The following is a 26,208-nucleotide window of genomic DNA, read 5'->3' on the forward strand; positions in this document are numbered from 1 at the left end:
ATGTTCCGGAACATAAAACAACAATAATAGGTTCATGCATCAGGATCGTGAGATACGACAGGAGTCATATCTAGCAACCAAATACGAAAAAGCCCGACAGGATGTCGGGCTTTTTTTTATTTAAAACAATTATGATTTTAAAACCAAATTAAAATATAAAATTATTTCAATTAGAGTGGATTTAAAAAATATTTATTTCTCTACAAAAGTTGCTTTTACTCTTTTAGAAAACAGCATATATGGAATCCAAATCATTCCATAAAAGATACTTCTCATAAGCTCCTTTGAAGTATCGTTATCAAACACCTCTTCATTAGGTAATATTAATTTTATTAATAATGCATCCACAAGAATAAGAATTATAATTAAAACGCAAAATGATATAAATAATTTTGGAAAAAGAGAATGTTTTCTAAAAAATAAGTATAGCAAAATAAAGGAAATTAAGACTAAAAGTATATTAGCTACTATTTCCCAAGAAAGATAATATTTCCAAAGTGGATGATAGTATGGAGAGTCAACTGAAGTTAATAAATTAAACACCCCTTCTGAAAACATAGGATAGTAAGTCTGGTAACCAGTTACAATCAGCCTAATAGGAGAAATAATTAAGGCTATCCCAACTAAAGTTAACCAACCACCTAATCCTTTTAATTTATTAATCTCATTCATCTTAATTATTAAGTACTAAATATAAGTTTGATTTATATTATATTAAGTTTATTTTTTCAACAAATAAGCCCCACTATTATGGGGCTTATTTAGTTATTTTAATGGCTAAGCCACTTGACCTTCTAAAAAGTCTTGCGCAAAACGCTGTAATACACCGCCCGCTTCATATACAGAAACTTCTTCTTCTGTATCTAAACGGCAAGTCACAGGTACTTCAAGAATCTCTTCTTTACCATCCGATGTAGCACGTTCAATCACTAAAGTTAAAGTCGAACGCGGCGCAATATTACCAATCACGCTATAAAGCTCTGTACCATCTAGTTTTAAAGTCTTGCGGTTTACGCCCGGTTTAAACTCAAGTGGTAACACGCCCATACCCACCAAGTTGGTACGGTGAATACGCTCAAAACCTTCTGCCACAATCGCTTCAACACCTGCAAGGCGCACACCTTTTGCAGCCCAGTCACGGCTTGAACCCTGACCATAGTCAGCACCCGCGATAATGATTAACGGTTGCTTACGGTTCATGTAGGTTTCAATCGCTTCCCACATACGCATCACTTCGCCTTCTGGCTCTACGCGCGCTTTTGAACCTTGCTTAATGGTACCGTCTGAACGGACCACCATTTCGTTATAGAGTTTCGGGTTGGCAAATGTTGCACGTTGTGCAGTCAAATGGTCACCACGATGGGTTGCGTATGAGTTGAAGTCTTCTTCTGGTACGCCCATTTTGTGAAGATATTCACCCGCAGCCGAGTCCATTAAAATCGCATTTGAAGGCGACAAGTGGTCGGTGGTGATGTTGTCACCTAAAATTGCAAGTGGACGCATGTTCGCCAAAGTACGTGGTGCAGCCAACGCCCCTTCCCAATATGGTGGACGGCGGATGTAAGTACTTTGCGGACGCCAGTCGTAAAGTGGGCTTTTCGCTTGTTCAACTTCGCCCAAGTCAAACATTGGAATGTAGACTTTACGGAACTGTTCAGGCTTCACGGCTTCTTTAACTAACGCATCAATTTCAGCGTCAGATGGCCAGATGTCTTTGAGGTAAATCGGGTTACCGTCTTTGTCATGACCTAACGCATCTTTTTCGATATCAAAACGAATCGTACCCGCAATTGCATACGCTACAACAAGGGGTGGAGATGCCAAGAATGCTTGTTTTGCATAAGGATGGATACGGCCATCGAAGTTACGATTACCAGACAGTACTGCTGTTGCGTACAAGTCACGGTCAATAATTTCTTGCTGGATGACTGGATCTAACGCACCCGACATACCGTTACACGTTGTACAAGCGTAAGCCACAATACCAAAACCAAGTTTCTCTAAGTCTTTTAGAACACCTGCTTCTTCAAGGTAAAGTGCAGCCGCTTTTGAACCTGGTGCAAATGATGATTTCACCCAAGGTTTACGAACCAAACCAAGCTCATTTGCCTTACGTGCCAACAAGCCTGCCGCCACGGTATTACGTGGGTTAGAGGTGTTGGTACATGAAGTAATTGCAGCAATAATGATCGCGCCATCTGGCATTAAGCCATCAGAACGGTTTTCAACAACACCCGCAATACCTTTTTCTTTTAAATCGCTTGTTGAAACACGTGCATGTGGATTTGATGGGCCCGCAATGTTACGTGTGACTTTTGATAGATCAAAACGTAGTACACGTGGGTACTCTGCTTTGATCATGTCAGATGCCCAAAGACCGATTTCTTTTGCGTACTGTTCAACCAATGCCACTTGAGCATCTTCACGGCCTGTGAGGCGTAAGTAATCGATTGTGTTTTGGTCGATGTAGAACATTGCAGCCGTAGCGCCATATTCTGGTGTCATGTTTGAAATGGTTGCACGGTCGCCCACAGACATGCTGTCAGCACCTTCACCAAAGAACTCAAGGTAAGCACCCACCACACGCTCTTTACGTAAGAACTCTGTTAGAGCAAGTACGATATCTGTTGCAGTAATACCTGCCTGACGCTGACCTACAAACTCAACACCAATAATGTCTGGTAGACGCATCCAAGATGCACGGCCTAACATTACGTTTTCAGCTTCTAAACCACCCACACCCACAGAAATTACGCCCAAAGCATCTGTATGTGGTGTATGCGAGTCTGTACCTACGCATGTGTCTGGGAATGCTACGCCATCACGCGCCTGAATCACCGGAGACATTTTCTCTAGGTTAATCTGGTGCATAATGCCGTTCCCCGCAGGGATCACATCAACATTTTTAAATGCGGTTTTAGTCCACTCAATAAAGTGGAAACGGTCTTCGTTACGACGGTCTTCAACAGCACGGTTTTTTGCAAAAGCGTCTGGGTCAGCACCACCGTATTCCACTGCTAAAGAGTGGTCGACAATGAGTTGTGTTGGTACAACTGGATTGACTTTAGATGGGTCACCGCCTTTGTCAGCAATCGCATCACGTAAACCTGCAAGGTCAACCAATGCCGTTTGACCCAAAATGTCATGACACACCACGCGCGCTGGATACCATGGAAAGTCCAAGTCCTGACGGCGCTCAATTAACTGCGTTAAATAGGCAGTTAAGTTCTCGGCATCGGCACGGCGTACCAATTGCTCTGCGAGTACTTTAGAGGTGTAAGGCAGTTTTTCGTATGCGCCTGGCTGAATATCTTCAACGGCTTGACGCACGTCGTAATATTCAAGCTGGGTGCCTGCCAGCGGTTTACGGTATTTTGTGTTCATTAACCACGCTCCGCCAATGGTTTAAATTTGAGGTTTTCAGGGCCTGTGTAGTTCGCGCTTGGACGAATGATTTTGCCGTCTTGGCGTTGTTCAATCACGTGCGCTGACCAACCTGCTGTACGTGCAATCACGAACAATGGTGTGAACATTGCAGTTGGAACACCCATTAAGTGATAGCTCACCGCACTGAACCAGTCGAGGTTCGGGAACATGTTTTTCACTTCTTTCATCACTGCTTCTAAACGCTCAGCGATGAGGTACATTTTGGTGTTCTCTTGTGCTTGTGCCAAGTCATGCGCCACTTTCTTGATCACTTCGTTACGTGGGTCAGAAACTGTATATACAGGGTGACCAAAACCAATTACGACTTCTTTATTTTCAACACGTTTACGGATGTCAGCTTCTGCTTCATCTGCATTGTCGTAACGTTGTTGAATCACGAATGCAACTTCGTTCGCACCACCGTGTTTAGGTCCGCGAAGCGCGCCAATACCACCTGTAATTGCCGAGTACATGTCAGAGCCTGTACCTGCAACTACGCGTGACGTAAATGTTGATGCGTTGAACTCGTGCTCAGCGTACAAAATAAGCGACGTATGCATTGCTTGAATCCATTCTTCAGATGGTTTTTCGCCATGAAGTAAATGTAAGAAATGCGCTGCAATTGAGTCGTCATCAGTTTCAACTTCAATACGACGACCGTTGTTGCTGAAGTGGTACCAATAAAGCAACATTGAGCCTAGGCTTGCCATTAATTTATCAGCAATGTCTTTTGCGCCCGCTTCATTGTGGTCTTCGTGTTCTGGTGTTAAACAACCTAAAACTGAAACACCCGTACGCATCACATCCATTGGGTGTGCAGACGGTGGTAATTGCTCAAGTGCTGTTTTAAGTGCTGCTGGTAAGCCACGAAGTGCTTTTAATTTTGCTTTATACGCTTTGAGTTCAGCTTTGTTTGGTAATTTGCCATGTACGAGCAAGTGAGCAACTTCTTCAAACTGGCTACCCGCTGCAAGGTCAAGAATGTCATAGCCACGATAGTGCAAGTCGTTACCGCTACGTCCTACGGTACATAGTGCTGTGTTGCCTGCAACTTGTCCACTAAGTGCAACTGATTTTTTTGGTTTGAAGCCTGTTGTTGTTTCATTTGAGCTCATAAGATTGTCCTTTCCTATCTATTTAAATTATTTGGGAAACACGGCATATGTACCGTGTTTTACTTCTTATTTCTTTTTAGCAAATGCGTTGTCTAAGTAGTCTTCAAACGCGTAGTAATTAATGCGTTCATATAACTCTTTACGCGTTTGCATAATATCAACCACGTTCTTTTGAGTACCTTCTTTACGTAAGGTTTCGTACACAGTTTCGGCTGCCTTGTTCATGGCACGGAAAGCAGAAAGCGGATAAAGCGCAAGGCTTACATCGGCAGATGCTAACTCTTCAGTGGTAAACAGTGGTGTAGAACCAAACTCTGTGATGTTTGCCAAAATTGGTGCGCCAGTCTTCTGAGCAAATTGCTTGTACATATCAAGCTCGGTAATTGCTTCAGGGAACAACATGTCTGCACCCGCTTCAATGTAGGCACCCGCACGGTCAATGGCAGCTTGTAAGCCATCTACTGCCAATGCATCGGTACGCGCCATAATCACGAAGCTGTCATCACCACGCGCATCAACCGCAGCCTTAATACGGTCAACCATTTCTTCTTGAGTCACAATGGCTTTGTTCGGACGGTGACCACAACGTTTTGCGCCCACTTGGTCTTCAATGTGCATTGCCGCAGCACCAAACTTGATCAGTGCTTTTGTCGTACGGGCAATGTTAAATGCAGAAGCACCAAAACCTGTGTCCGCATCGACCAATAGTGGAAGATCACATACATCGGTAATACGACGTACGTCTGTCAACACATCATCAAGGTTACTGATTCCCAAATCAGGTAAGCCTAAAGAACCAGCTGCTACACCACCACCTGATAAGTAAATCGCTTTATAACCTGCACGTTTTGCCAAAAGTGCATGATTGGCATTGATGGTTCCAACCACTTGTAATGGCTTTTCTTGGGCTACGGCATCGCGAAATAGCTGACCTGCGGATTGTTTAGCCATTGTTATGTTCTCCTTGTGCTTGTAGCAGTGTTTGCTCAATAATTTTGTAAGAAGCATTGATATGTCGATGCATGAGCAGCTCGGCAAGTTCACCATCGCCTTCTGCAATTGCATCTAAAATACGGATATGTTCGTCCCAAGCTTTGCTCGGTCGATCGGGTGTGTTTGAAAACTGAATTCGGTACATACGGATGAGGTGATAAAGCTCATCACATAGCATTTTTTCTAGCGTTTTATTGCCACTACTTTTGATAATGCAGTAGTGAAAATCGTCCTGCCCTTCTTGCAAGTAATATCCCTTACCTGCTTTAAAGTTTTCATCTTCAGCATGCATACGTAAAACATCACGTAGCGCCAAGATTTGCTTTTTATCAATATGCTGTGCAGCAAGTTTGCAAGCCAAACCCTCTAAAGACGCACGAATCTGATAAAGCTCTTTAAACTGTTGCAGTGAAAGCGAAACCACGCGCGCGCCCACGTGTGCAGTACGCTCAACCAAACGTTGCCCTTCAAGGCGATGAATCGCTTCGCGCAAAGGCCCACGACTAATACCATAAGTGCGTGCCAGTTCAGGCTCGGAAATCTTGCTGCCTGCCGGAATTTGACCCAAAACAATCGCCGTCTGTATTTGTTTAAATACATTCTCGGTCAGTGTTCTTCCCTGACTTTGTAGTGGCTCTGGTGCGAAGGTCAAATCTTGCATATTGTCGACAATTTTTAATCAATTATGAGTTTTATAGCGGTATGAATGAAAAAAATCAAGGTGATTGTTGACACTTTACAGAACGCATCAGGTCAATTTTTATAGCCTCACCGCTTATATCACCTTATATTTAAAGCATTAAACCACTTGCCAATTAGTATTTATAAAACAGTTATTTAATATTATTTTACCTATAGATTTATGGCACTTTTTTAGCTACTTTTCGACCTCTAATCTTTTGTTTCAAACTTTAGTCTACAACCAATGTATTACAGCAAGATTGTAGACAATCTGCTTGAATGAAAGCATGAGTTAGAAATTAGTTTCTATTTACCGTAATTTCTTTTAAATCTTTTTATCATTTTCATCCAGAAAATATCGATATTAGTGAAATTATCAGGTGCTTCACGGTAGCTTTATTGATACATTATTGAGCATCGACATAGTTGTGGCGTATTTTTCGAGACAGAAAAAACCCAATACTATGCATATTGTTGAATGAAAGGACTTTTTTGATGTTTCAACATATCCCCCCATACGCAGGCGATCCAATTCTCTCTTTAATGGAACAGTTCAATGCTGATACTCGTTCTGGAAAAGTGAACTTGAGTATTGGTCTTTACTATAACGAAGACAGTATTGTTCCTCAGTTAGAGACCATTATTGAAGCGCAAAAGCGTATCGAGCCTAAAAACGGTAAAACCAAACTTTATTTGCCAATGGAAGGCTTCAAACCTTACCGTGAAGCAATTCAAGCACTTTTATTTGGTGCAAACAGCCCAGCAGTTAAAGCTGGCCGTGCTGTAACCATCCAAACACTTGGTGGTTCAGGTGCATTGAAAGTTGGTGCGGACTTTTTAAAAACTTATTTCCCAAATTCAGACGTTTGGGTAAGCCAACCAACTTGGGATAACCACGTTGCGATTTTCAATGGCGCTGGCATCAAAACTCATTTCTACCCATATTTTGACAACGAAACACGTGGTGTAGATTTTGACGGTATGCTTTCTACACTTAAAACTTTGCCTGAGCAAAGCATTGTGTTATTGCACCCATGCTGCCACAACCCAACTGGTGCTGACTTAAACCCAGCGCAATGGGACCAAGTGATTGCAGTATTAAAAGACCGTAACCTTATTCCATTCCTAGACATCGCTTACCAAGGTTTCGGTGACGGTATGGAAGAAGATGCGTATGCAATCCGTGCTTTAGACCAAGCGGGTCTAAACTTCATTGTGAGCAACTCGTTCTCTAAAATCTTCTCTTTATATGGCGAGCGCGTTGGCGGCTTAACTTTCGTATGTGACGATGCAGAAGCTGCTCAGTGCACATTCGGTCAGTTAAAAGCGACTGTACGCCGTATTTACTCTAGCCCTCCTACAACAGGTGCTTGGTTAGTTGATGAAGTTTTAAATGACGCTGCACTTAACCAACAATGGCAAGGTGAAGTGAAAGAGATGCGTGAACGTATTATTAAAATGCGTAGCATCTTGAAAGACGAACTGACTAAAGCATTACCAGACCGTGACTTTAGCTACCTTGTAAACCAAAAAGGTATGTTCAGCTACACAGGTTTAACTGCTGAGCAAGTTGATATCTTGCGTGAAGAATATGCAATCTACTTAGTACGCAGTGGTCGTATTTGTGTTGCTGGTTTAAACATGAACAATGTTTACACTGTTGCTAAAGCAGTTGCAGAAGTGCTTGCTAAATCAACAGAAGCGGCATAATACATCTATTAAAAAAGGCGCTTCGGCGCCTTTTTTTATGTCTCGATATTAAGATTTAGCTTTGCCCCAATATTTCAGTTTTGAGGTATGACCAATACCCACATTAAAGCTATTGGTTGGGTCGAGTTTTTGATAAAAGTTAGCTAAGGCAGGCTTGGCAATATAGAGATGCCCGACATTATGCTCTGCTGGATACTCAGCACGGCGCGCATCCAGTAACTTCCACATTTGATGTTCCATTTCTAATGGGTCATGGCCCTTTTTAAGAATATAGTCTTGATGGAACACATGACAAAAGAAATGCCCATAATAGAGTTTATGGATGATTTTATTTTCCATTTCGGCAGGCAGTTGCTCTACCCACTCGCGGTCATTACGACGTAAAGCAATATCAAGCGCCACAATATCTTCAACTTCACTACGGTGTGTATCACGATAACGAATTGCCGCCCCTGCAATCGCAAAACGGTGTAAGAACGCTTTTCGGCCTTCCTCTTCGCTACATACGAAATAGTTACCTGACTGATGCACTGCAAAATATTCTTTTAAAAACTGCTCGGTCTGAGCTTTTGAATTATTTTCGACACGTAAAACCAAATGGTGCTCATAACGGTCTCGATACTCGGTCATACGCTTAGGCAAATGACTCGGTAAAAAGAAGGTGATCGCCTGTAAAATATGATCCGTTAAGCCTTTAATTTTAAATCTTTCTAAGAAGCCATCAACTTTATCTTTCATGGCAAAAGCTTTTGGAACATTGGCTGTGCCGAACTTTTCAATAAATAAGAACGTGTCTTTCCCGTACTTCTCACCAATCAAATAAGCATCTCGGTGAATATATTCACCAGCGATTGGTAGGCTTGGCAGTGAGGTCAGTAAGTAACGGCGAATCGCTGTTAAATCATCGGCATCATTAGTACCTATATAAAAGACATTACTCTCTACTTTTTCATAAGTATCAAGGCGAACCGCAAATACACACACTTTACCTGCCGAACCCGATGCTTCAAACAAACGTGACGGGTCTGCATTAAAACGAGCAGGCGTATCTTCATCAACTTGAGTCACATCGTGAGCATAATGATGGTCCGATGCCTGCTTTTCAGCATCATCTAAAATATCTACGGCTTGATATTTCTGCTTCTCTAATCGAGTCAAAATTTCTTCGGGAGTCGAACCTAAATTCACCCCTAAATGATTCACCAGCTCTAATTGACCAGCAGCATTGACCTGAGCATATAACGCCAGTTCCGTATACGCAGGACCGCGGCGTACCAAGGCACCGCCAGAGTTATTACAGACACCACCAAGTACCGATGCACCAATACAAGATGAACCAATCACCGAATGTGGTTCACGATCATAGCCTTTTAAAATTTGCTCTAAATTATCTAAGGTCGCACCTGGTAAACAAATGACTTGCTTGCCGTCATGGATGACTTGAATGCCCTTTAATCGGCGCGTACTCATGACCAAAACAGGACGGTCATAATCATCGCCATATGGGGTTGAACCACCAGTGAGTCCTGTATTGGCCGCCTGCATAATCACAATACAGTCCGCCTCAATTGCAGCCTGCAAAACTTGCCATTGTTCTAGCAATGTACCCGGCACCACCACAGCAAGTACTTTCCCCTCACCAAAACGACGACCTTGACGGTACTGACGCGTGCTTTGATCATCGGTCATAACATGCGAACGCCCTACAATGTTTTGTAAGCGTTCAATCACTGCTTGAGGAGAAAATGTTTGCATGATGGTTTCCTTTTGGTCATCCATATAAGATCTAGCTGTAATCCATGCTAAAACTAGATCAGCGCGACGGAGTCTTACAGGGAAAAGTTCGATGTAAGCAGCTCATTCTGTTACTTTGGTTTTGCCCAAAGTAACCAAAGGCACTCTCACTTACAGAACCTATTCGCTGTATCCATTTTTCAATTTATATTGCAAAAACAAATCCTTGCTCATACCACGCAGGCTGTAAGTGACGCTTAGCACCAGTGACTAATTTCTAGAGTTAGATTTAATTCAAATTGGCTACGCGTTGGCGGCAGGGATGCCGCCTGTTGAGCAACTGTACAAGGAAGTACGGTTTGCTCAACAAAAGGTTTTTGGTTACTTTTTTAAAAAAGTAACGTCAATTAGCTACTTCCACTGAACTTTTTCCGATAAGACTCCGTCGTGCCAATATCATCAAAGTTAATACGGAAATGTTAGAACTTCATCGCCTGTACTAAACAATCCGCATTAATATCCGAAATCGACTTAGCACCTGTAAGCGTCATCGCAACACGCATTTCCTTATCAATCAAATCAAGCAAGTTCGATACCCCTTGCCCACCAGCTGCTGCCAAGGCATACACAAATGCACGGCCAAGTAGAACTGTATCGGCACCAAGAGCTAACATCCGCACCACGTCTAAACCATTACGAATGCCTGAGTCAGCCAAAATCGCTAAATCACCTTTTACCGCATCAGCGATTGCAGGCAATGCACGAGCAGAAGACATCACGCCATCTAACTGACGACCACCGTGATTCGACACTACAATACCGTCAGCACCAAAACGCACAGCATCTTTGGCATCTTCAGGGTCTAAAATGCCCTTAATTACCATTGGGCCATCCCAAAACTCACGAATCCACTCAAGGTCTTTCCATGAAATCGATGGGTCGAAGTTCGAGCCTAACCAGCCAATATAATCTTCAAGCCCAGTCGGTTTACCTAAATATTTAGAGATATTGCCCAAGTCATGCGGACGCCCCATTAAGCCGACATTCCACGACCAATGTGGATGGAACACAGACTGCATATAACGACGCATCGCTGCATTTGGCCCACTCATACCCGAATGAGCATCCCTGTAACGCGCACCCGGCACAGGCATATCTACAGTAAACACCAGTGTTGAACAGCCTGCCGCTTTTGCACGTTCCAAGGCATTCCGCATAAAACCTCGGTCACGTAATACATAAAGCTGGAACCACATAGGGCGGTTAATTGCAGGTGCAACTTCTTCAATTGGACATACCGAAACCGTTGAAAGCGTAAATGGAATGCCCTTTTTGTCGGCTGCCATCGCTGCCTGCACCTCACCACGGCGTGCATACATACCTGTTAAACCAACAGGCGCTAATGCAACCGGCATCGACAAGGTTTCGTTAAATAGTTTTGTCTCTAAACTTAACGCTGACATGTCATTCAGCACACGTTGACGCAATGCAATTTCTGACAAATCTTGTACGTTACGCTTTAAGGTATATTCCGAATACGCTCCACCATCAATGTAGTGAAATAAAAATGGAGGTAAGCGACGTTGTGCCGCAGCACGATAATCATTGCCAGAAGAAATAATCATTTTGAATCAACTCTATTTAAACGATTTGCACGTTTCTGGCGAGCTTCATCTTCATCCAGAGAACGCACATGATTAATCACAAATTCAATATGACCGCAGACAGCTTGGCGTGCGGCCTCGGGATCTTTACGATCAATAGCATCCATCACCTGAAAGTGCTGCTCGCTCAGCAAGTCACCATTTACGGGATCGTTATAAACTTTTTTACGCCCTAACAAGACGTTGTATTGCAGCAAATCAAACAAGCTGCGCATCATTTGAATCAGCACCACATTGTGAGATGCTTCAGCAATTGCTAAGTGAAATTCAGCATCTGCCACCGCAGCCTGCGCAGAGTCACCTGCATTTTGATGGCGACTAATTTCATTAAAATAATGATGAATTTTGGCGCGATCTTCAGGCGTTGAGCGCAATGCGGCATACCATGCCGTGCCACCTTCAAGTAATAACCGCGCCTCTTGCACATCAAAACGGTACAGCGGATCTTCTTCAATCAAGTTACTAATTGGGTTCACAATCAGTTGCTGTGGCCACTGTTCAGGTAACTGCTGAATATAAGTCCCATCGCCACGGCGGCTACTGAGCACACCTTGACTATTAAGCTGCTGAATCGCTTCACGCAAAGACGGACGAGAAACCCCTAAACTTGTTGCAAGCTGGCGTTCGGCAGGCAAACGGTCACCTTTTTTCATGTGGCGTTCTTCAATTAATGCCTGCAATTTCATGACCACTTGATCGGAGATTCTCATCGCGTTTCCTTCACTGGAGTTATGGAATCATCCACGGCACCAGATAAGCCTGAACCGTAATAATGATGCCAACAAAGACAGTGAATATGATGCTATGTTTTACCGTGAAACGGAACAAGTCAGATTCTTTTCCAACTAAGCCTACTGCTGCACACGCAATCGCAATTGACTGTGGAGAAATCATCTTACCTGTCACACCACCACTGGTATTGGCAGCCACAAGCAATACTTCTGGAATACCAATTTGCTGCGCTGTAGTTGCCTGTAATGCCGAGAACAAAGCATTTGAAGAGGTATCTGAACCCGTAAGGAATACACCAAGCCAACCCAAAAATGGTGAGAAGAAAGTAAACGCATGACCCGTATGTGCTAGCGCCAAAGCCAAAGTTGCAGATAAACCTGAATAGTTCGCAATAAAAGCAAAAGCCAACACCATACCAATCGAGTAAATCGGTGTTTTCAACTCATTAAGTGTTTCACCAAAAGTCGTTACTGCTTCACTTGCTTTCATTTTTAATAAAATAGCAGTGATGATTGCGGCAATAAAAATTGCCGTACCAGTTGCAGAGAACCAGTCAAACTTATAAATCGCTTCGTATGGCTTCATCTCTGCCACAATTGGCGGCATTTTTTCGACCAATTTATGCAAATACGGTACTTCAAGTTTAAAAATCCAGTGCTCAAGAGCGCCATCTTTTGCAAATAATGCTTTAAATGGCTTAACACTCCAGATGGTTACCATGACCGTTAAGATTGCAAATGGAGACCACGCCTTAGCAATTTTCCCAATACTGTAACGTTGAACCGTTGTAGGTTGCTGAATTAGAGTTTGGCCAGCTTCAGGTTCAAAGCGGAAAATATGTTTTGGTTTCCAGAAACGGAACAATACAGTCAGGCTGACCAATGAAGCAATTGCAGCAGTAATGTCTGGTAATTCAGGGCCAATAAAGTTAGATGTAAGATATTGGGCAATCGCAAAAGCGCCACCACCAACCAATACAGCAGGCCAAGTTTCCTTAACACCACGCCAGCCATCCATAATCGCCATGATCCAGAACAGTACGATCAGCGTTAAAAACGGCAACTGACGCCCAACCATCTGGCTAATTTCCATAGTGTCTACGCCTGACACCTGCCCCGCCACAATAATTGGAATACCCATTGCACCAAATGCAACTGGTGCTGTATTTACAATTAAACATAAACCAGCTGCGTAAAGAGGTTTAAAGCCTAAACCTACAAGAAGTGCAGCCGTAATTGCGACAGGAGCACCAAAACCTGCAGCCCCTTCAAGGAAAGTACCAAATGCAAAACCAACGAGTAACATTTGCAGACGTTGGTCTTCAGTAATTGACAAAATGCTTGAGCGAATAACTTCAAACTGTCCCGTTTTTACCGAAATCTTGTATAGAAACACTGCCCCAATAATGATCCATGAAATTGGCCATAGACCATAGAAGAAACCATAAATAATAGACGCAAAGGCCATTTGACCCGGCATTTGATAGAAAAAGAGAGCAATCAATAATGCAATAATGACTGTGCCCGTACCCGCGATACTGCCTTTTAAACGAAAAACTGCTAATGCCAAAAAGAAGAAAATAATCGGGATTAATGCAACCGCACTGGACAGCCAAATATTATTTAAAGGGTCATAAAGTTGTTGCCACATATTGAGCATTGTCATCTCCTTGAAATGCCGGGGCGAATTTTTGTACCTTAAATTTTTAAACATTCAGCACAATTGGTATGACCAATTAAAAATTAAGTGCAAATGTTGTTCCTTAAACCACAGATCGCATCATAAACACAGATATTGGTAAGATCAATCATTAAATAATCATTATAATTGGTATGACCAATAGCACTAAGCAAAATCAAGTAATTCCTAATTTATAGATTTATTTATTAGACTAAAGTTGTAAAAATCTTTCTCATAATTTTAGATCGAGTCTGTAAAAATGAAGTGAAAAATTTGAATATAAAAACTATAAACATTCCTGTTTCATGATCTATGTATAATGTGCACACAACTCAAACCACATGTATTGAATTGAATAATGACTACTTTAACGTGTTTTAAAGCTTATGATATCCGAGGCAAACTCGGCACCGAATTGAATGAAGAAATCGCCTATAAAATTGGCCGCGCTTACGGACAAATCTATAAACCAAAGACTGTGGTTGTAGGTTGTGATATTCGTCTAAGCAGTGAGGCTTTAAAACAAGCGACTATCCGCGGGTTAAATGACGCGGGTGTCAATGTTCTTGATTTAGGCATGACAGGTACTGAAGAAGTTTACTTCGCCGCTTTCCATTTAGATGTGCAAGGTGGTATTGAAGTTACTGCGAGCCATAACCCAATGGACTATAACGGTATGAAATTGGTACGAGAAAATGCTCGTCCAATTAGTGCCGATACTGGTTTAAAAGAAATTCAGGCTTTAGCAGAAACCAATAACTTTGAAGAAGTTAGTCAAAAAGGTACAACTCAAAGTTATAACATTTTGCCTGAGTTCGTTGATCACTTAATCACCTATATTGAACCTGCAAAAATCCGCCCACTTAAGTTAGTGGTAAACGCGGGTAATGGTGCAGCTGGCCACGTGATTGATGCAATCGAAGAAAAATTTAAGGCGCTTAACATACCAGTTGAATTTATTAAAATTCACCATGAAGCAGATGGTACTTTCCCAAATGGAATTCCTAACCCGATTTTAATTGAAAACCGTGACAGTACTCGAAATGCTGTACTTGAGCATAAAGCGGATATGGGAATTGCATGGGACGGTGACTTTGACCGCTGTTTCTTGTTTGATGAAAAAGGTCAGTTCATTGAAGGCTACTATATTGTTGGTCTATTGGCTCAAGCTTTCTTGATTAAACAATCAGGCGAGAAAATTGTGCATGACCCACGTTTAGTGTGGAACACATTTGATATCGTAGATGAATACAAAGGTGTTGCAGTACAGTCAAAATCTGGTCACGCGTTCATTAAAGACGTTATGCGTGAGAACAATGCTGTATATGGCGGCGAAATGAGTGCCCATCACTATTTCCGTGACTTTGCTTACTGCGACAGCGGTATGATTCCTTGGTTACTCACCGTTGCCCTACTCTCTGAAACAGGACAATCACTTTCAACACTCGTTGAAAATATGATTACCAAGTTTCCTTGTAGTGGTGAAATCAACTTTAAAGTGGCTGACACACAAACCACTATTCAAAAGATTTTCGATTTCTATGCCGAACAAAAACCAGAAATTGACCGTACCGATGGTGTAAGCCTCGACTTTGGTGCATGGCGTTTTAATGTCCGCGCTTCAAACACTGAGCCTTTACTACGTCTTAACATTGAAAGCCGTGCAGATCGTCAAGCTCAGCCAATGCAGCATTATGTAGATGAATTGACTGGATTAATTCAGTCTTAATAGAGCTCATATCAAAGAGATGGAACATTATTGTTCCATCTCTTCTTGGTTATTCTGCATAATTTTATAAGTATGATTATGTCCGTCTAATACATCCTTATTTAGATTTTCATAACCTTTCAACAGCGCTTTCTTATCAAAATTACACGTTGGATTTTCATTGATAAATTTTTGGTGAATGGCACTATAACAACTCGAGACATCATCAACAAATTGATAGTAATCAGATAAAGGTAGCCCTGCGAGCTTTAATAGCTTTGGAGCCACAAAACTTGCAGCAATATAAGGTTGCTTTAAAGGCTTCTTATCTAATTTATAATTACTCCATACCACAAATGGTGTCTGGTAATTTTTTAAATTAGTTCGCTCAGGATCATCTTTAAAAAATCCATAATTCTCATAAACTTCTTGTAGATTCGGTAAATGATCGCCAAAGGCCACTAAAATTGTTGGTCGATCTACTGTCTTTAAATATTCAGCGAGCTCTTTCAGTTTTTGGTTAGCACGCGCAGTTCCAGCAGTATAAGTACTTAATTTCTGCTTTTCGGTTTCAGATAATTCTTTGTTAAATTTATAATTCTGCTTACCGAATCGATCATCATTATACGTAGGATGATTTTCAACAGTAATCGCATAAATAAACTTTGGCTGTTGCTCATTCTCATCTAAAGTCGATTTAATCGAATCAAAAATAAAATCATCCGAAGCCCAGCCTCCCAAATTAAAGACTTTTTTCTGATCTCTTTGAGTGACCATATTTTCAAGTGATATAAATTTCTGAAAACCTAACTGTGGATATACTTTATTACGATTATAATAATAACTGTAGTTATTATGCATAACTACAGTTTGATAGCCGATTGAATTTAAGAAATAAGGCAAAGAATAAATTGGCTTTTTCAATTTAGAAACATATAACAGCTCGTTTGGGAAAAAAGTTGTATTGAGGCTCGTCAGTACTTCAAATTCGACATTCGCAGTACCTCCACCAAAAGAGGGCGACAATAAATTAGATACTTGATTTTGATGAACAAAAGATAGTAAGTCTTTTGGTAAACCACTTTCTAAATGATGAGCATCCCAAAAAGATTCCTCCATCACTATAACAATATTTGGATATTCCTTCCCACTCTCTTCTAAAGGTTGAGTAGAATGATGTTGCTGCAAAATCTGGTGTATGTCTTGCTCAGATACTTTACGGTTCGGTAATAAAACACTTGTTACATTATCCAATACCTTAGATACGTAAAAAGTTACAAATCCATAATCTTGAATATTCCGATAATCGCCATTCCAGTCATTTCTAGTATTTGGAAACTCCTGTAAGCTTGCACAAATTTTCGGTTTATTTTCAGAAAAACAAGCTCCTGTAGGATTTTTAATAAAGTTTAAATAAATTAAACCACTACTGATTAATCCGAAGATAACAATATTGGGAACATATGTATGAAAAGTGGCTTTACTTTCTTTACGTAAAGCGATGAGTAGTATGATAAGAAAGAAAATAATCAAAGTAAAAAAGATAAGTTGCAAGTGCCAAGGAGTAGCCTTCATTGCCTCTGGTAGTAAAAAAATATCTTCAGGGCTTAAATTACTAAATAAATACTGTTGCTTCTTTTTATTAATAAAATTCAAAAATATAACGAATAATTGGCTTAAAAAAATAGCAGCATATTTACGACCAACCACAATAAAAAATAGTTGAATTACTGCATAGTTAAAAAGAATTGAAAAAATAGCCTTTTCTGAAATCAGATGGATATAAAACTTATGCCAAGTCAGGTTCATATCCCACGCAACATATACACCTATACAGGTGGATAAAAAAGCAATAAAGATAAATAACAATTGTTGACGTAGGAAGACCATGACTTTAAGTAAAGTGACAAAGAGCAATGGCGAATACTACCATAAAAGTAATCGCCAAATTAGTAGATCTATCAATTTGCTAGATCTGCCTCCCCGCTCTTTCTTTTCAAAAACCACTTAGCCACGCCTCTTCGCATAAAGAAGCTAATCATTGGCTTCTCAATGAAGCTATAAGATATCCATCCCCATATTAATGCTCCTATTGATAATAAAATAATCATTAATTGTACTGTATTATTATTTATTAAATTTATTTTATTTAAAACAATTACACCTACACCTAGAACAAATGAGTGTGAAAGATAGAGTGAATATGAAGAATCACCTATTCTCAAGAATAAATTAGATAATTTTGTTTCTTTTTTATCAAAAAAACCTTTATTATCTAAAGTTAGCAATAGGCCCATTAATATAAAAGAAGGGAGCCCATAAATAAACAGCCTTTCTGGTATACTATTATTTATTGATAAAGTTATTAGAGCTATACTAGCAAACCCTATTAGGAACCACATATCTCTAGCTTCTCTTCTATAAATTAGAAAATACAATATCATTCCAAATAAAAATTCTAAAATAATAGGATTTGAAAGATAACCCAAATAAAAGGTTTTATATTGGATTAAGCTAGATATTGAAAATGCAGACAAAACAAAACCAGTAAATATATATCTATACTTATTAATTAATAATAATGATATTGCAAACAATAAATAGAAATGGACTTCGTATACTAAAGTCCATGCTACTTGAACAAGATTAACAAATTCTGTATATGGAATTAACAAATATGAGGGTAAAATTTTTGTTGGTGCTGATGCACTTCTATTAATTGACTCTGGACTAATAAGAAATATTAATAAAGCTATAGTCGCATATACATAAAAAATTGGATAAATTCTTACTACTCGTTTATATAAGAAGTCCCCAACTTCTACTTTTTTCCCAAAAGTAATATACATCATGATAAAACCAGAGATAATAAAAAATAAATCTACTCCTCCCGCCCCCCAAGAATAATAATCTTTTTGTTCTACTGCATAATGAACCAATATAGCTCCACTAGCATGATGTAAAACAACAGCAAGAGCTGCCAATCCTCTCAAATATTGAATTGATTTAATCATTTTTTTTCCAATTTTTTGAAAAAATAATAATATTAATGGGACCCATTATTTTTAATAAGCCCCATTAATATATTACGAATACTATCTCTGAAAATATCCTATTAATATTAATTAATTTTTAGTTCTATATCCCTCTGGATTATGCTTCTGCCAATTCCAACTATCTTTTAACATATCTTCCAAACCATATTGCGGTTGCCAACTCAACTCAGCAACAGCACGAGTATTATCTGCAAAAGAAGTCGCCACATCACCTGCTCGGCGTGGTGCGAATTCGAAAGCAACAGATACGCCATTGACCTGTTCAAAGGTATTTTTAACCTGTAATACTGATGAGCCATTACCCGTTCCAATATTCCATGCACGGCATCCTGTTGCTTGTAATCGGTTAGTTAGAGCACATAAATGTGCATTGGCTAAGTCAACGACATGAATATAATCACGTACACCAGTACCATCTACTGTGTCATAGTCATTACCATAAATAGATAATTTTTCACGGCGGCCAACAGCAACCTGTGTAACGTAAGGCATTAAATTATTTGGAATACCTTGTGGATCTTCGCCAATACGTCCACTTTTATGTGCACCTACTGGGTTAAAATAACGAAGTAAAGCAATCGACCATTTAGAGTTAGAAAAAGACAATTTTTGTAATAATTGCTCAACAATCAATTTGGTATAACCATAATTATTACTTGGCATACCTGTTGGCATTTCTTCATTTAAAGGAGACGTATTCGCTTCATCATATACTGTTGCAGATGAGCTAAACACAAGTGTATAAACACCTGCTTTCTCCATTGACTTAACCAGTTGGATACTACCTGCAATATTATTATCAAAATAAATAAGAGGTTTTTCCTGGCTTTCACCAACCGCTTTTAGACCTGCAAAATGAATAACTGCATCGATTGTATGATTTTGAAATACCTGATCAAGCTCATCTGCATTACGAATATCACCCTCTACAAAAGTTAAACTTTTTTGGGTGAGTTCTTGAACTCTATTTAAAGACTCTTCTGAACTATTTGAAAGATTGTCATAAACAATAACTTCATGGCCAGCATTCAAAAGCTCTACACAGGTATGTGAACCAATATAGCCAGCACCGCCAGTAACCAGAATTTTAGCCATCTATTTTTCCTAATAAAATTTTAATTAATCCACGCGTTGAAGCATCGAGTGTTGAAAGATCGTTTTGAACACCATTTAAAATCGGGAGTAACTGGTCAGCAATCTGCTTACCTTTTTCCACTCCCCACTGATCAAAGGGATTAATGTTCCAGATTACAGACTGAACAAATACTTTATGCTCATATAAAGCAATCAACATCCCTAAACTATAAGGATTAAGCTCTTTTAAAAGTAATGTTGAACTTGGCTGGTTTCCTTCATATTGCTTATAAATAGGCAAACTCTCCAGTTCTTTTGTATCTAGAGCTTCGTTACCAAAAGCCAATAAACGTGATTGTGCTAAACAATTTGAAAGCGCAAGATGATGTTGCTCAACTAATGCTTCAGCATTTTCTACATAAGTAAAATGATCTGCATTGTAACGTTGTATAGGGGCAATAAAATCACAACTTACTGCCTGAGTTCCCTGATGGAGTAATTGATAAAAGGCATGTTGAGCATTTGGCCCAACTTCACCCCATACAATTGGGCAAGTATCTAATTCAACTTTTTGTCCACCACGTTGTACCGATTTACCATTAGACTCCATTTCGAGCTGTTGCAAATAAGCTGCAAAATATTTTAAACGGCCATCATAAGGTAATACAGCATGGGTCTGAATATTTAAAAAGTTATTATTCCAGACGCCTAATAATGCCATAAGCACAGGTATGTTCTGCTCAAAACTTGTATTTTGGAAATGCTCATCAACAGCATGGGCACCAGCTAAAAGCTGTTGAAAACCTTCAACCCCAACTGACAATGCGATAGGTAACCCAATACACGACCAAAGAGAATAACGTCCACCAACCCAATCCCAAAGTAATAATTGATTTTCAGGAGCAATCCCCCACTCTGACATTTTGTTAGCTTTTGTAGAAACACCAATAAAATGGCTTTTTACCACCCGTTCGTGTTTCCCTAACGCTTTCTCAAGCCACTGTCGAACAGTTTGTGCATTGGATAAAGTATCAATAGTGCCAAATGACTTCGAAGAAATAATAAATAAAGTTGTTTCTGGACGCAGTTGATGAAGCAATTCCGATAACTGACTACCATCCATTGTTGATACGAAATGAACATTGAGTGGTTTGGCTGTTTTTACTTTAAAATCCGATAATGCATGGGTCACCATTTGAGGCCCTAAATCAGATCCCCCTACCCCAATATTAACGACATCTTGAATGACTTCACCTGTGGCGCCACGGTATTGTCCAGCATGGATTTTTTCAACCAACGCATACATACGCTGCAATTGGCTATGGACCTTTTCAGTTAATTCCGGAAATTTAGAATATTCTAATGGTAAACGTAAAGCCCAATGCATTGCAGCACGCTGTTCGGTACAGTTGACTTTATCTTGAGAAAATAATCGTTCAATCCAGTGAGTCAATTGTTTAGTTTTTGCTAAAGCCACCAATTGCTCTAACACACTTTTAGTCACACGGTGCTTACTATAATCAAAAACCAGTTGATCGAACTTTACAGAATATTGCTGAAATCGATCGGGCTCTGATGCAAATAATTCTTTTATATGTAAATTTGAATTTTTCTCAACCAAAGAATGAAGCTGCGCGATAGGGGAAACTAGCTCTTTGGGAAACTTCTCGATAGATTTACTCATAATCGACCTACTCCTTCATAAGCAAAACCTTTAGATTTCACATATGCTGGATCATAAATATTACGCCCATCCAAAATAAGAGGATGCTGCATCAATTGTTGTAACTGTTTAAAATCAGGACTCCAATACTGCTTCCATGCCGTGACTAAGCATAAAGCATGTGCTCCTTGTGCTGCTTCATATTGATCAGCACATAAAATCAGGTCTTCTCGACTGCCATATAAAGCTGCAATTTCATCAAGAGCTTGCGGATCATGTAACCGTACTTTTACACCTTGGGCCCATAAAGCAGCCAATAAGATATGAATAGGTGAGTTATGTGTGCTTGGAGTGTTCTCTTTAAATGAAGCCCCCCAAATTGCAACCGTTTTTCCACTCAAGTCACAATGATAATAGTTCCATAATTTACGGAATAAAATTTCTTTTTGTTGTTCATTAATCGCCCATACTTGTTCTAGAAGACGGCTTTTCGCACCTGTTTCAGAAACCGTACTGGAGAGTGTTAAAATATCATGTGAAAAATTTTCACCGCCAAATCCAACACCTGCTGATAAATAAGCTGCGCCAATACGTGTATCTGCAGCAATGCCATGCTTTACATTGGCAATATCAATGCCCAACTTTTCAGCAACTAGAGCAAGATCATTCATGTAGCTAATGCGAGTTGCCAACATGCCTGAAATACTAAGTTTGGTAAATTCGGCATCTAAAATCGGCATAAATAAATATTGATAACTAAAACGGAAGAATGGACGTAATAACTCTTGCATTATGTCTTGAGCATAGCTTGATTCAACACCAACAATGACATGTTTTACATTGAGTACACTATTAATCGCATTACCCTCCTGAATCACGTCAGGAAAATAAATCCACTCGTCTTTAGGTAAATGTTGCTTTAATTTTTCTGTACCATGTAAACCAAAAGTTGAACCATTAACCATTAACCTTGGATGAACAATTGGACGCTCGCTTAACTTCTCAACCGTTTTTAAGGCAAGGTCTATTTGTGTAGGGCTAAAACAAAATAAATAAACTTCAATATCTAAAGGAATTTGAGAAAAAGGACTTTCTGTTAAAAAACCTGCCTTTCTTTGTTTATTTAAATAATGATTAACTTCTTGATCTTGATATGAAAGTACAGATATATTTTCTTCACAGGTGACACTTGTACACCAATAGATCTGATTACCATATTCAGCTAGTAACGCTGCCATTACACCAGCGTGCAAGGTGGTTCCAAATACCGCGATTTTCATTGTACACCTGATTTTAATATTCTATAGAATTCTCTTCCCATTATGGGAAGAGAATATATTGAACAGCTCACATATTCATTATTTTTTACAAATACTTAAGTTGAGCTACAAAATTTATAATTTAAGTTCTTGAATCAACTGTTTAAAATCATTTCCTAATTTAGGATGTTCAATACCATAGTGTAGAACAGCTTTTAAATAACCAAGCTTACTACCACAGTCAAAGGTTTGTCCCTGCATACGATAGGCTTCAACTACATCAGTTTGTTGCAGCATCGCAATTGCATCTGTTAGTTGAATTTCATTACCCGCACCTTTCGGTGTATTTTCAAGTAGTTGCATAATTCTTGCGGGTAAAACGTAGCGACCAACAACAGATAAATTAGATGGTGCAGAACCTACAGCAGGTTTTTCAACAATACCCTGCATAGCAATGCTTTCGCCTTCATTTGGGTTCTGTGCAACATCAACAATACCATATTGATCTACCAAGTGATCAGGCACAGCTTCTACCATTATCTGTGCCGCGTTACTTTCATCATAACGAGAAATCATACGCGATAAATCATTCTGCCCCGAACTATCTTTCACCAATACATCTGGTAATAGCACAGCAAAATCATCTTGTCCTACTACACTTTTCGCACATAAAACAGCATGCCCTAAGCCTAGAGGTTGAGGTTGTCGTACACTCACAACACTCACATGAGAAGGAACAATTTGCGTAATCTCTGCAAGCAAATCCAATTTCTTCTTTTCATTTAATATTGTTTCTAATTCAAAGTTTCGATCAAAATAATTTTCAATCGAAGCTTTTGAAGAGTGAGTCACTAAAATAATCTGTTCAATTCCTGCTTCCACCGCTTCACGCACTACATATTCAATAGCTGGGCGATCAACAACGGTCACCATTTCCTTTGGAATTGACTTACTTGCAGGTAAAAAACGCGTTCCTAAACCGGCTACTGGTAAAACTGCTTTTTTGATCATAAGAAATATTTCAAGATATAAAATTTACTTTACAGATGAGTCGACATTTTCTTGGACGTCATTACCTTTAAATAAAGATGGTCCTACATGTCCTGGTGCATTAATACCTTCGCGTCTTAACATCACTTTGACTGTTTTAAACATGATTTTAAAATCAACCCAAACACTATGATTGTCTACATACCAAACGTCACATTTAAACCGTTCTTCATAATCTAGTTCATTACGTCCACTGACCTGAGCTAAACCTGTCATTCCAGGGCGAACTTCTAAACGACGTGCTTGTTCTGGTGAATATAAAGCGACAAAGTCTTTTAACATTGGACGAGGACCCACCACACTCATATCACCTTTTAAGACATTAATAAGCTGTGGCATTTCATCTAAGCTAGTAGAACGCAACTTCTGCCCAAATGGAGTAATACGAGCCTCATCTGGCAATGGATTCCCCTGCGCATCAAAAGCATCCTTCATCGAACGGAACTTAATCATTTTAAATAATTTTCCGTCCTTCCCAGGTCTTTCTTGATAAAAGAATATGGGTGAACCTAAATTTTTACGGACCTTATAAGCAACTATCAGAAATATTGGCGACAGTACGGTTAGAGCTATTAAAGAAATGACTATGTCTACTAAACGTTTCATATTTTCATTCACTCATTTTTTAATATCTTTACGAAGAAAGGTATTATAAATTTTACCTAGCATATTTGCTGGCAACAGTCTAAACGCAGACCGTATCAGAAACAGCATATTAGCATATACAGGATTTTGTAACTTTAGTTGTTTTTTTAAATCTAGTAACTGTTTTTCACTTTTAATATATTGGAAACCTTTTCGTCGTGCGTGCATACCATTACCAACACGAGCATATAGAAGGACGTCAGGTAAGTTCGCAACTTTATAATTATTCCCAATTACACGTAACCATAAGTTGTAGTCTTCCATAAATAAATGATGCTGATAACCTCCGAGAGATAAAATAACATCACGCTTGTACACGACGGTCATATGGTTAAAGGGACAACGTTTTTGTGCAAATTTTTTAATCTCGTCATGTGTTAAAGGTACAGACTTGATTACATCGGCATCAGTAATATCTTGATTAAATTCCATTACTTGAGAACTAAACAAAACAACATCGGGGTTTTGTTTTATGAAAGCAAGTTGTTTTTCAAACCGATCAGATGTACAAATATCATCAGTATCCATACGAAAAACCCAATCAGCACTACACTGTTTTAGCCCTTCATTTAATGCCTTACCAAGCCCTACGTTTTGCGGTAACGCAACTACTTTTAGTTTTTCACCGATTTTAACTTGCCACTCCTGTACAGAAGTTGTGAGTTGCTCACCAATAGGCCCATCTAAAACTAAAACTATTTCACTTGGCTTCAAGCTCTGATTATCCCAAATGCTTTCAAAACACTTTTCTAGATATTCAGGTTTTTCTTTATGATATAGAGATAATAGAACCGAAAACATACAATTTTAACCTTCCAAAACCTTTTCAATCCAAACTTTTAAGATCTGTTCAGGCTGATATTTTTTAGCATTAATCAATGAATTTTGTGAGAATTGCGCCAACATATCTGGAGAGGAAGCAAGTTGTAAAATCGCATCTGCCAATGCCTCAATATTTTGGTTCTCAACCAACAAGCCATTTTTATGATTTTGAATAACATCACTTGGTCCAAAAGGACAATCATAAGAAACAATAGGTAACCCGAAACTCTGCGCCTCTACTAAAACCATAGGTAAACCTTCATATTTAGACGACATTACAAAAAAGTCTGATTGTCTATATACCTCTTGCACATTTGATGTACTTCCTTTCAAAAGAACGCGCTGTAGAGAGTTCTCTTCAATATAATCTTGTAGCATTTTTTTATGTTCACCTTCACCATAAATATTAAGGTGCCACTCTGGTATCATTTGATATATTTTTTTCCAAGCTTTCAATAAATGAAGATAATTTTTCTGATCGGTTAAACGACCTATGGTTACAATTTGTTTACTACTCAGCGGAGATTCTGAGACAATAGGGAAGGGTGAAAAATTGGGAATAACAATAACTTTAGAATGAAATTTATCAAATTGCTCTTTATCCTTTTGAGTTAAGGTAACAACCTGATCAACCCACTTGTAAAAGAATTTACTTAAGACTTGAACTTTTTTAGGACGACTAATAAAAGAGACATGCTCTAATGTAACCAATTTTTTGATTTTAGGTAAAAGAGCACATAATAAAGATAACTTACCCATATTATGTACAATCACCATATCATAAGAATGACGAGAAAGATGTATCTTTAATTTTTTATAAAATTCAAAGAAGTTACCCGAAATTGCTACTACATTTACATTATCAGAAACTGGATAAGCTGTATTACTTTTAATTGATTCTCTATTTAAGAGAGTAATATCATAATTAGCCATGAGTGATAATTTGTTTGCCAGTTCAATAGCAACACGTTCAGTTCCAGATTTGTTCTTTAAGGAATTAATTACAAAAAGAATTTTCATAGCTTAGCCTATCGTAATTATTTTAAAAACCAATCGTTTTAAAAGATATTGCAATTGAAATCTGGATTTCATGACGCATAAGCCTATAAAAAATAACATTTTCAAAAACTTTTTATCAGCCTTTGCCATAAATGCAGATTTTAAAAAAATATTTGACTGATCAAAATCCGCTTTAT

Annotated in this window: 20 protein-coding genes and 1 pseudogene; 3 read left to right on the forward strand and 18 right to left on the reverse strand. The window is 39.1% G+C overall.

What is annotated here, in order from left to right; all coding sequences use genetic code 11:
- Positions 1 to 192 precede the first annotated feature (192 nt).
- The 5 genes from ACG59Z_RS16050 to ACG59Z_RS16070 all read right to left on the reverse strand — a co-directional run bounded on the left by ACG59Z_RS16050 (position 193) and on the right by ACG59Z_RS16070 (position 6,195).
- Positions 193 to 672 (reverse strand): DUF2569 domain-containing protein, encoded by a 480-nt coding sequence (locus tag ACG59Z_RS16050; RefSeq protein ID WP_133223994.1) that lies wholly within the window; start codon positions 670 to 672, stop codon positions 193 to 195.
- A 105-nt stretch (positions 673 to 777) separates the two neighbouring features.
- Positions 778 to 3,384, reverse strand: a complete 2,607-nt coding sequence (gene acnD / locus ACG59Z_RS16055) for a Fe/S-dependent 2-methylisocitrate dehydratase AcnD (protein WP_400200285.1) — start codon at positions 3,382 to 3,384, stop codon at positions 778 to 780.
- Positions 3,384 to 4,541 carry a 2-methylcitrate synthase gene (gene prpC / locus ACG59Z_RS16060; RefSeq protein WP_002050577.1) on the reverse strand — a complete coding sequence of 386 codons (1,158 nt, stop codon included), beginning with the start codon at positions 4,539 to 4,541 and terminating at the stop codon, positions 3,384 to 3,386. Before prpC ends, acnD begins: the two co-directional genes overlap by 1 nt.
- A gap of 66 nt (positions 4,542 to 4,607) precedes the next feature.
- Positions 4,608 to 5,492: a methylisocitrate lyase gene (gene prpB / locus ACG59Z_RS16065; protein ID WP_004706036.1), complete on the reverse strand. Its 885-nt coding sequence runs from the start codon at positions 5,490 to 5,492 to the stop codon at positions 4,608 to 4,610.
- Positions 5,485 to 6,195, reverse strand: a complete 711-nt coding sequence (locus ACG59Z_RS16070) for a GntR family transcriptional regulator (protein ID WP_001153627.1) — start codon at positions 6,193 to 6,195, stop codon at positions 5,485 to 5,487. The genes prpB and ACG59Z_RS16070 overlap by 8 nt, the downstream gene beginning before the upstream one ends.
- A 45-nt stretch (positions 6,196 to 6,240) precedes the next feature.
- Between ACG59Z_RS16070 and ACG59Z_RS16075 the strand changes: the two are divergent.
- Positions 6,241 to 6,375, forward strand: a pseudogene (locus ACG59Z_RS16075) (hypothetical protein).
- A 335-nt stretch (positions 6,376 to 6,710) separates the two neighbouring features.
- Positions 6,711 to 7,925, forward strand: a complete 1,215-nt coding sequence (locus tag ACG59Z_RS16080; protein ID WP_174748499.1) for an amino acid aminotransferase — start codon at positions 6,711 to 6,713, stop codon at positions 7,923 to 7,925.
- Between the two features lie 48 nt (positions 7,926 to 7,973).
- Here ACG59Z_RS16080 and dld read toward each other — a convergent pair whose 3' ends face one another.
- The 4 genes from dld to lldP all read right to left on the reverse strand — a co-directional run bounded on the left by dld (position 7,974) and on the right by lldP (position 13,720).
- Positions 7,974 to 9,680, reverse strand: a complete 1,707-nt coding sequence (dld, locus tag ACG59Z_RS16085) for a D-lactate dehydrogenase (RefSeq protein WP_400200289.1) — start codon at positions 9,678 to 9,680, stop codon at positions 7,974 to 7,976.
- Positions 9,681 to 10,138: 458 nt separating this feature from the next.
- On the reverse strand, positions 10,139 to 11,284 hold the full coding sequence (gene lldD, locus ACG59Z_RS16090) for an FMN-dependent L-lactate dehydrogenase LldD (RefSeq protein WP_272427464.1): 1,146 nt from the start codon (positions 11,282 to 11,284) through the stop codon (positions 10,139 to 10,141).
- Positions 11,281 to 12,033, reverse strand: coding sequence for a transcriptional regulator LldR (lldR, locus tag ACG59Z_RS16095; protein WP_002120807.1), 753 nt, complete (start codon positions 12,031 to 12,033; stop codon positions 11,281 to 11,283). The genes lldD and lldR overlap by 4 nt, the downstream gene beginning before the upstream one ends.
- Before the next feature lie 19 nt (positions 12,034 to 12,052).
- Positions 12,053 to 13,720, reverse strand: a complete 1,668-nt coding sequence (gene lldP, locus ACG59Z_RS16100) for an L-lactate permease (protein WP_400200291.1) — start codon at positions 13,718 to 13,720, stop codon at positions 12,053 to 12,055.
- Between the two features lie 373 nt (positions 13,721 to 14,093).
- Between lldP and ACG59Z_RS16105 the strand changes: the two genes are divergently transcribed.
- Positions 14,094 to 15,464, forward strand: a complete 1,371-nt coding sequence (locus ACG59Z_RS16105; protein WP_400200293.1) for a phosphomannomutase CpsG — start codon at positions 14,094 to 14,096, stop codon at positions 15,462 to 15,464.
- Positions 15,465 to 15,491: 27 nt separating this feature from the next.
- Here the strand turns inward: ACG59Z_RS16105 and ACG59Z_RS16110 are convergent, their stop codons facing one another.
- The 9 genes from ACG59Z_RS16110 to ACG59Z_RS16150 form a co-directional block, all read right to left on the reverse strand.
- On the reverse strand, positions 15,492 to 17,153 hold the full coding sequence (locus tag ACG59Z_RS16110; RefSeq protein WP_130174221.1) for an LTA synthase family protein: 1,662 nt from the start codon (positions 17,151 to 17,153) through the stop codon (positions 15,492 to 15,494).
- A gap of 251 nt (positions 17,154 to 17,404) precedes the next feature.
- Positions 17,405 to 18,457: an acyltransferase gene (locus tag ACG59Z_RS16115; protein WP_311082289.1), complete on the reverse strand. Its 1,053-nt coding sequence runs from the start codon at positions 18,455 to 18,457 to the stop codon at positions 17,405 to 17,407.
- Between the two features lie 111 nt (positions 18,458 to 18,568).
- On the reverse strand, positions 18,569 to 19,594 hold the full coding sequence (galE, locus tag ACG59Z_RS16120; RefSeq protein ID WP_400200296.1) for a UDP-glucose 4-epimerase GalE: 1,026 nt from the start codon (positions 19,592 to 19,594) through the stop codon (positions 18,569 to 18,571).
- The gene (gene pgi / locus ACG59Z_RS16125) at positions 19,587 to 21,257 is read right to left on the reverse strand and encodes a glucose-6-phosphate isomerase (RefSeq protein WP_130174174.1); all 1,671 of its coding nucleotides are present in this window, start codon (positions 21,255 to 21,257) and stop codon (positions 19,587 to 19,589) included. The genes galE and pgi overlap by 8 nt, the downstream gene beginning before the upstream one ends.
- Positions 21,254 to 22,516 carry a nucleotide sugar dehydrogenase gene (locus ACG59Z_RS16130; RefSeq protein ID WP_304456802.1) on the reverse strand — a complete coding sequence of 421 codons (1,263 nt, stop codon included), beginning with the start codon at positions 22,514 to 22,516 and terminating at the stop codon, positions 21,254 to 21,256. The genes pgi and ACG59Z_RS16130 overlap by 4 nt, the downstream gene beginning before the upstream one ends.
- A gap of 114 nt (positions 22,517 to 22,630) precedes the next feature.
- Positions 22,631 to 23,506, reverse strand: a complete 876-nt coding sequence (galU, locus tag ACG59Z_RS16135) for a UTP--glucose-1-phosphate uridylyltransferase GalU (RefSeq protein WP_263612660.1) — start codon at positions 23,504 to 23,506, stop codon at positions 22,631 to 22,633.
- A gap of 24 nt (positions 23,507 to 23,530) precedes the next feature.
- A complete protein-coding gene (locus ACG59Z_RS16140) occupies positions 23,531 to 24,151 on the reverse strand; it encodes a sugar transferase (protein WP_004735659.1) in 621 nt (206 codons plus the stop codon).
- Positions 24,152 to 24,163: 12 nt separating this feature from the next.
- On the reverse strand, positions 24,164 to 24,991 hold the full coding sequence (locus ACG59Z_RS16145) for a glycosyltransferase (RefSeq protein WP_130174171.1): 828 nt from the start codon (positions 24,989 to 24,991) through the stop codon (positions 24,164 to 24,166).
- 6 nt (positions 24,992 to 24,997) lie between these two features.
- Positions 24,998 to 26,032, reverse strand: coding sequence for a glycosyltransferase family 4 protein (locus ACG59Z_RS16150; protein ID WP_187142565.1), 1,035 nt, complete (start codon positions 26,030 to 26,032; stop codon positions 24,998 to 25,000).
- Between the last annotated feature and the right edge of the window lie 176 nt (positions 26,033 to 26,208).

Origin of the sequence: Acinetobacter sp. ABJ_C1_1, from assembly GCF_044684115.1 — a bacterium.
Taxonomy (GTDB): Bacteria; Pseudomonadota; Gammaproteobacteria; order Pseudomonadales; family Moraxellaceae; genus Acinetobacter; species Acinetobacter nosocomialis_A.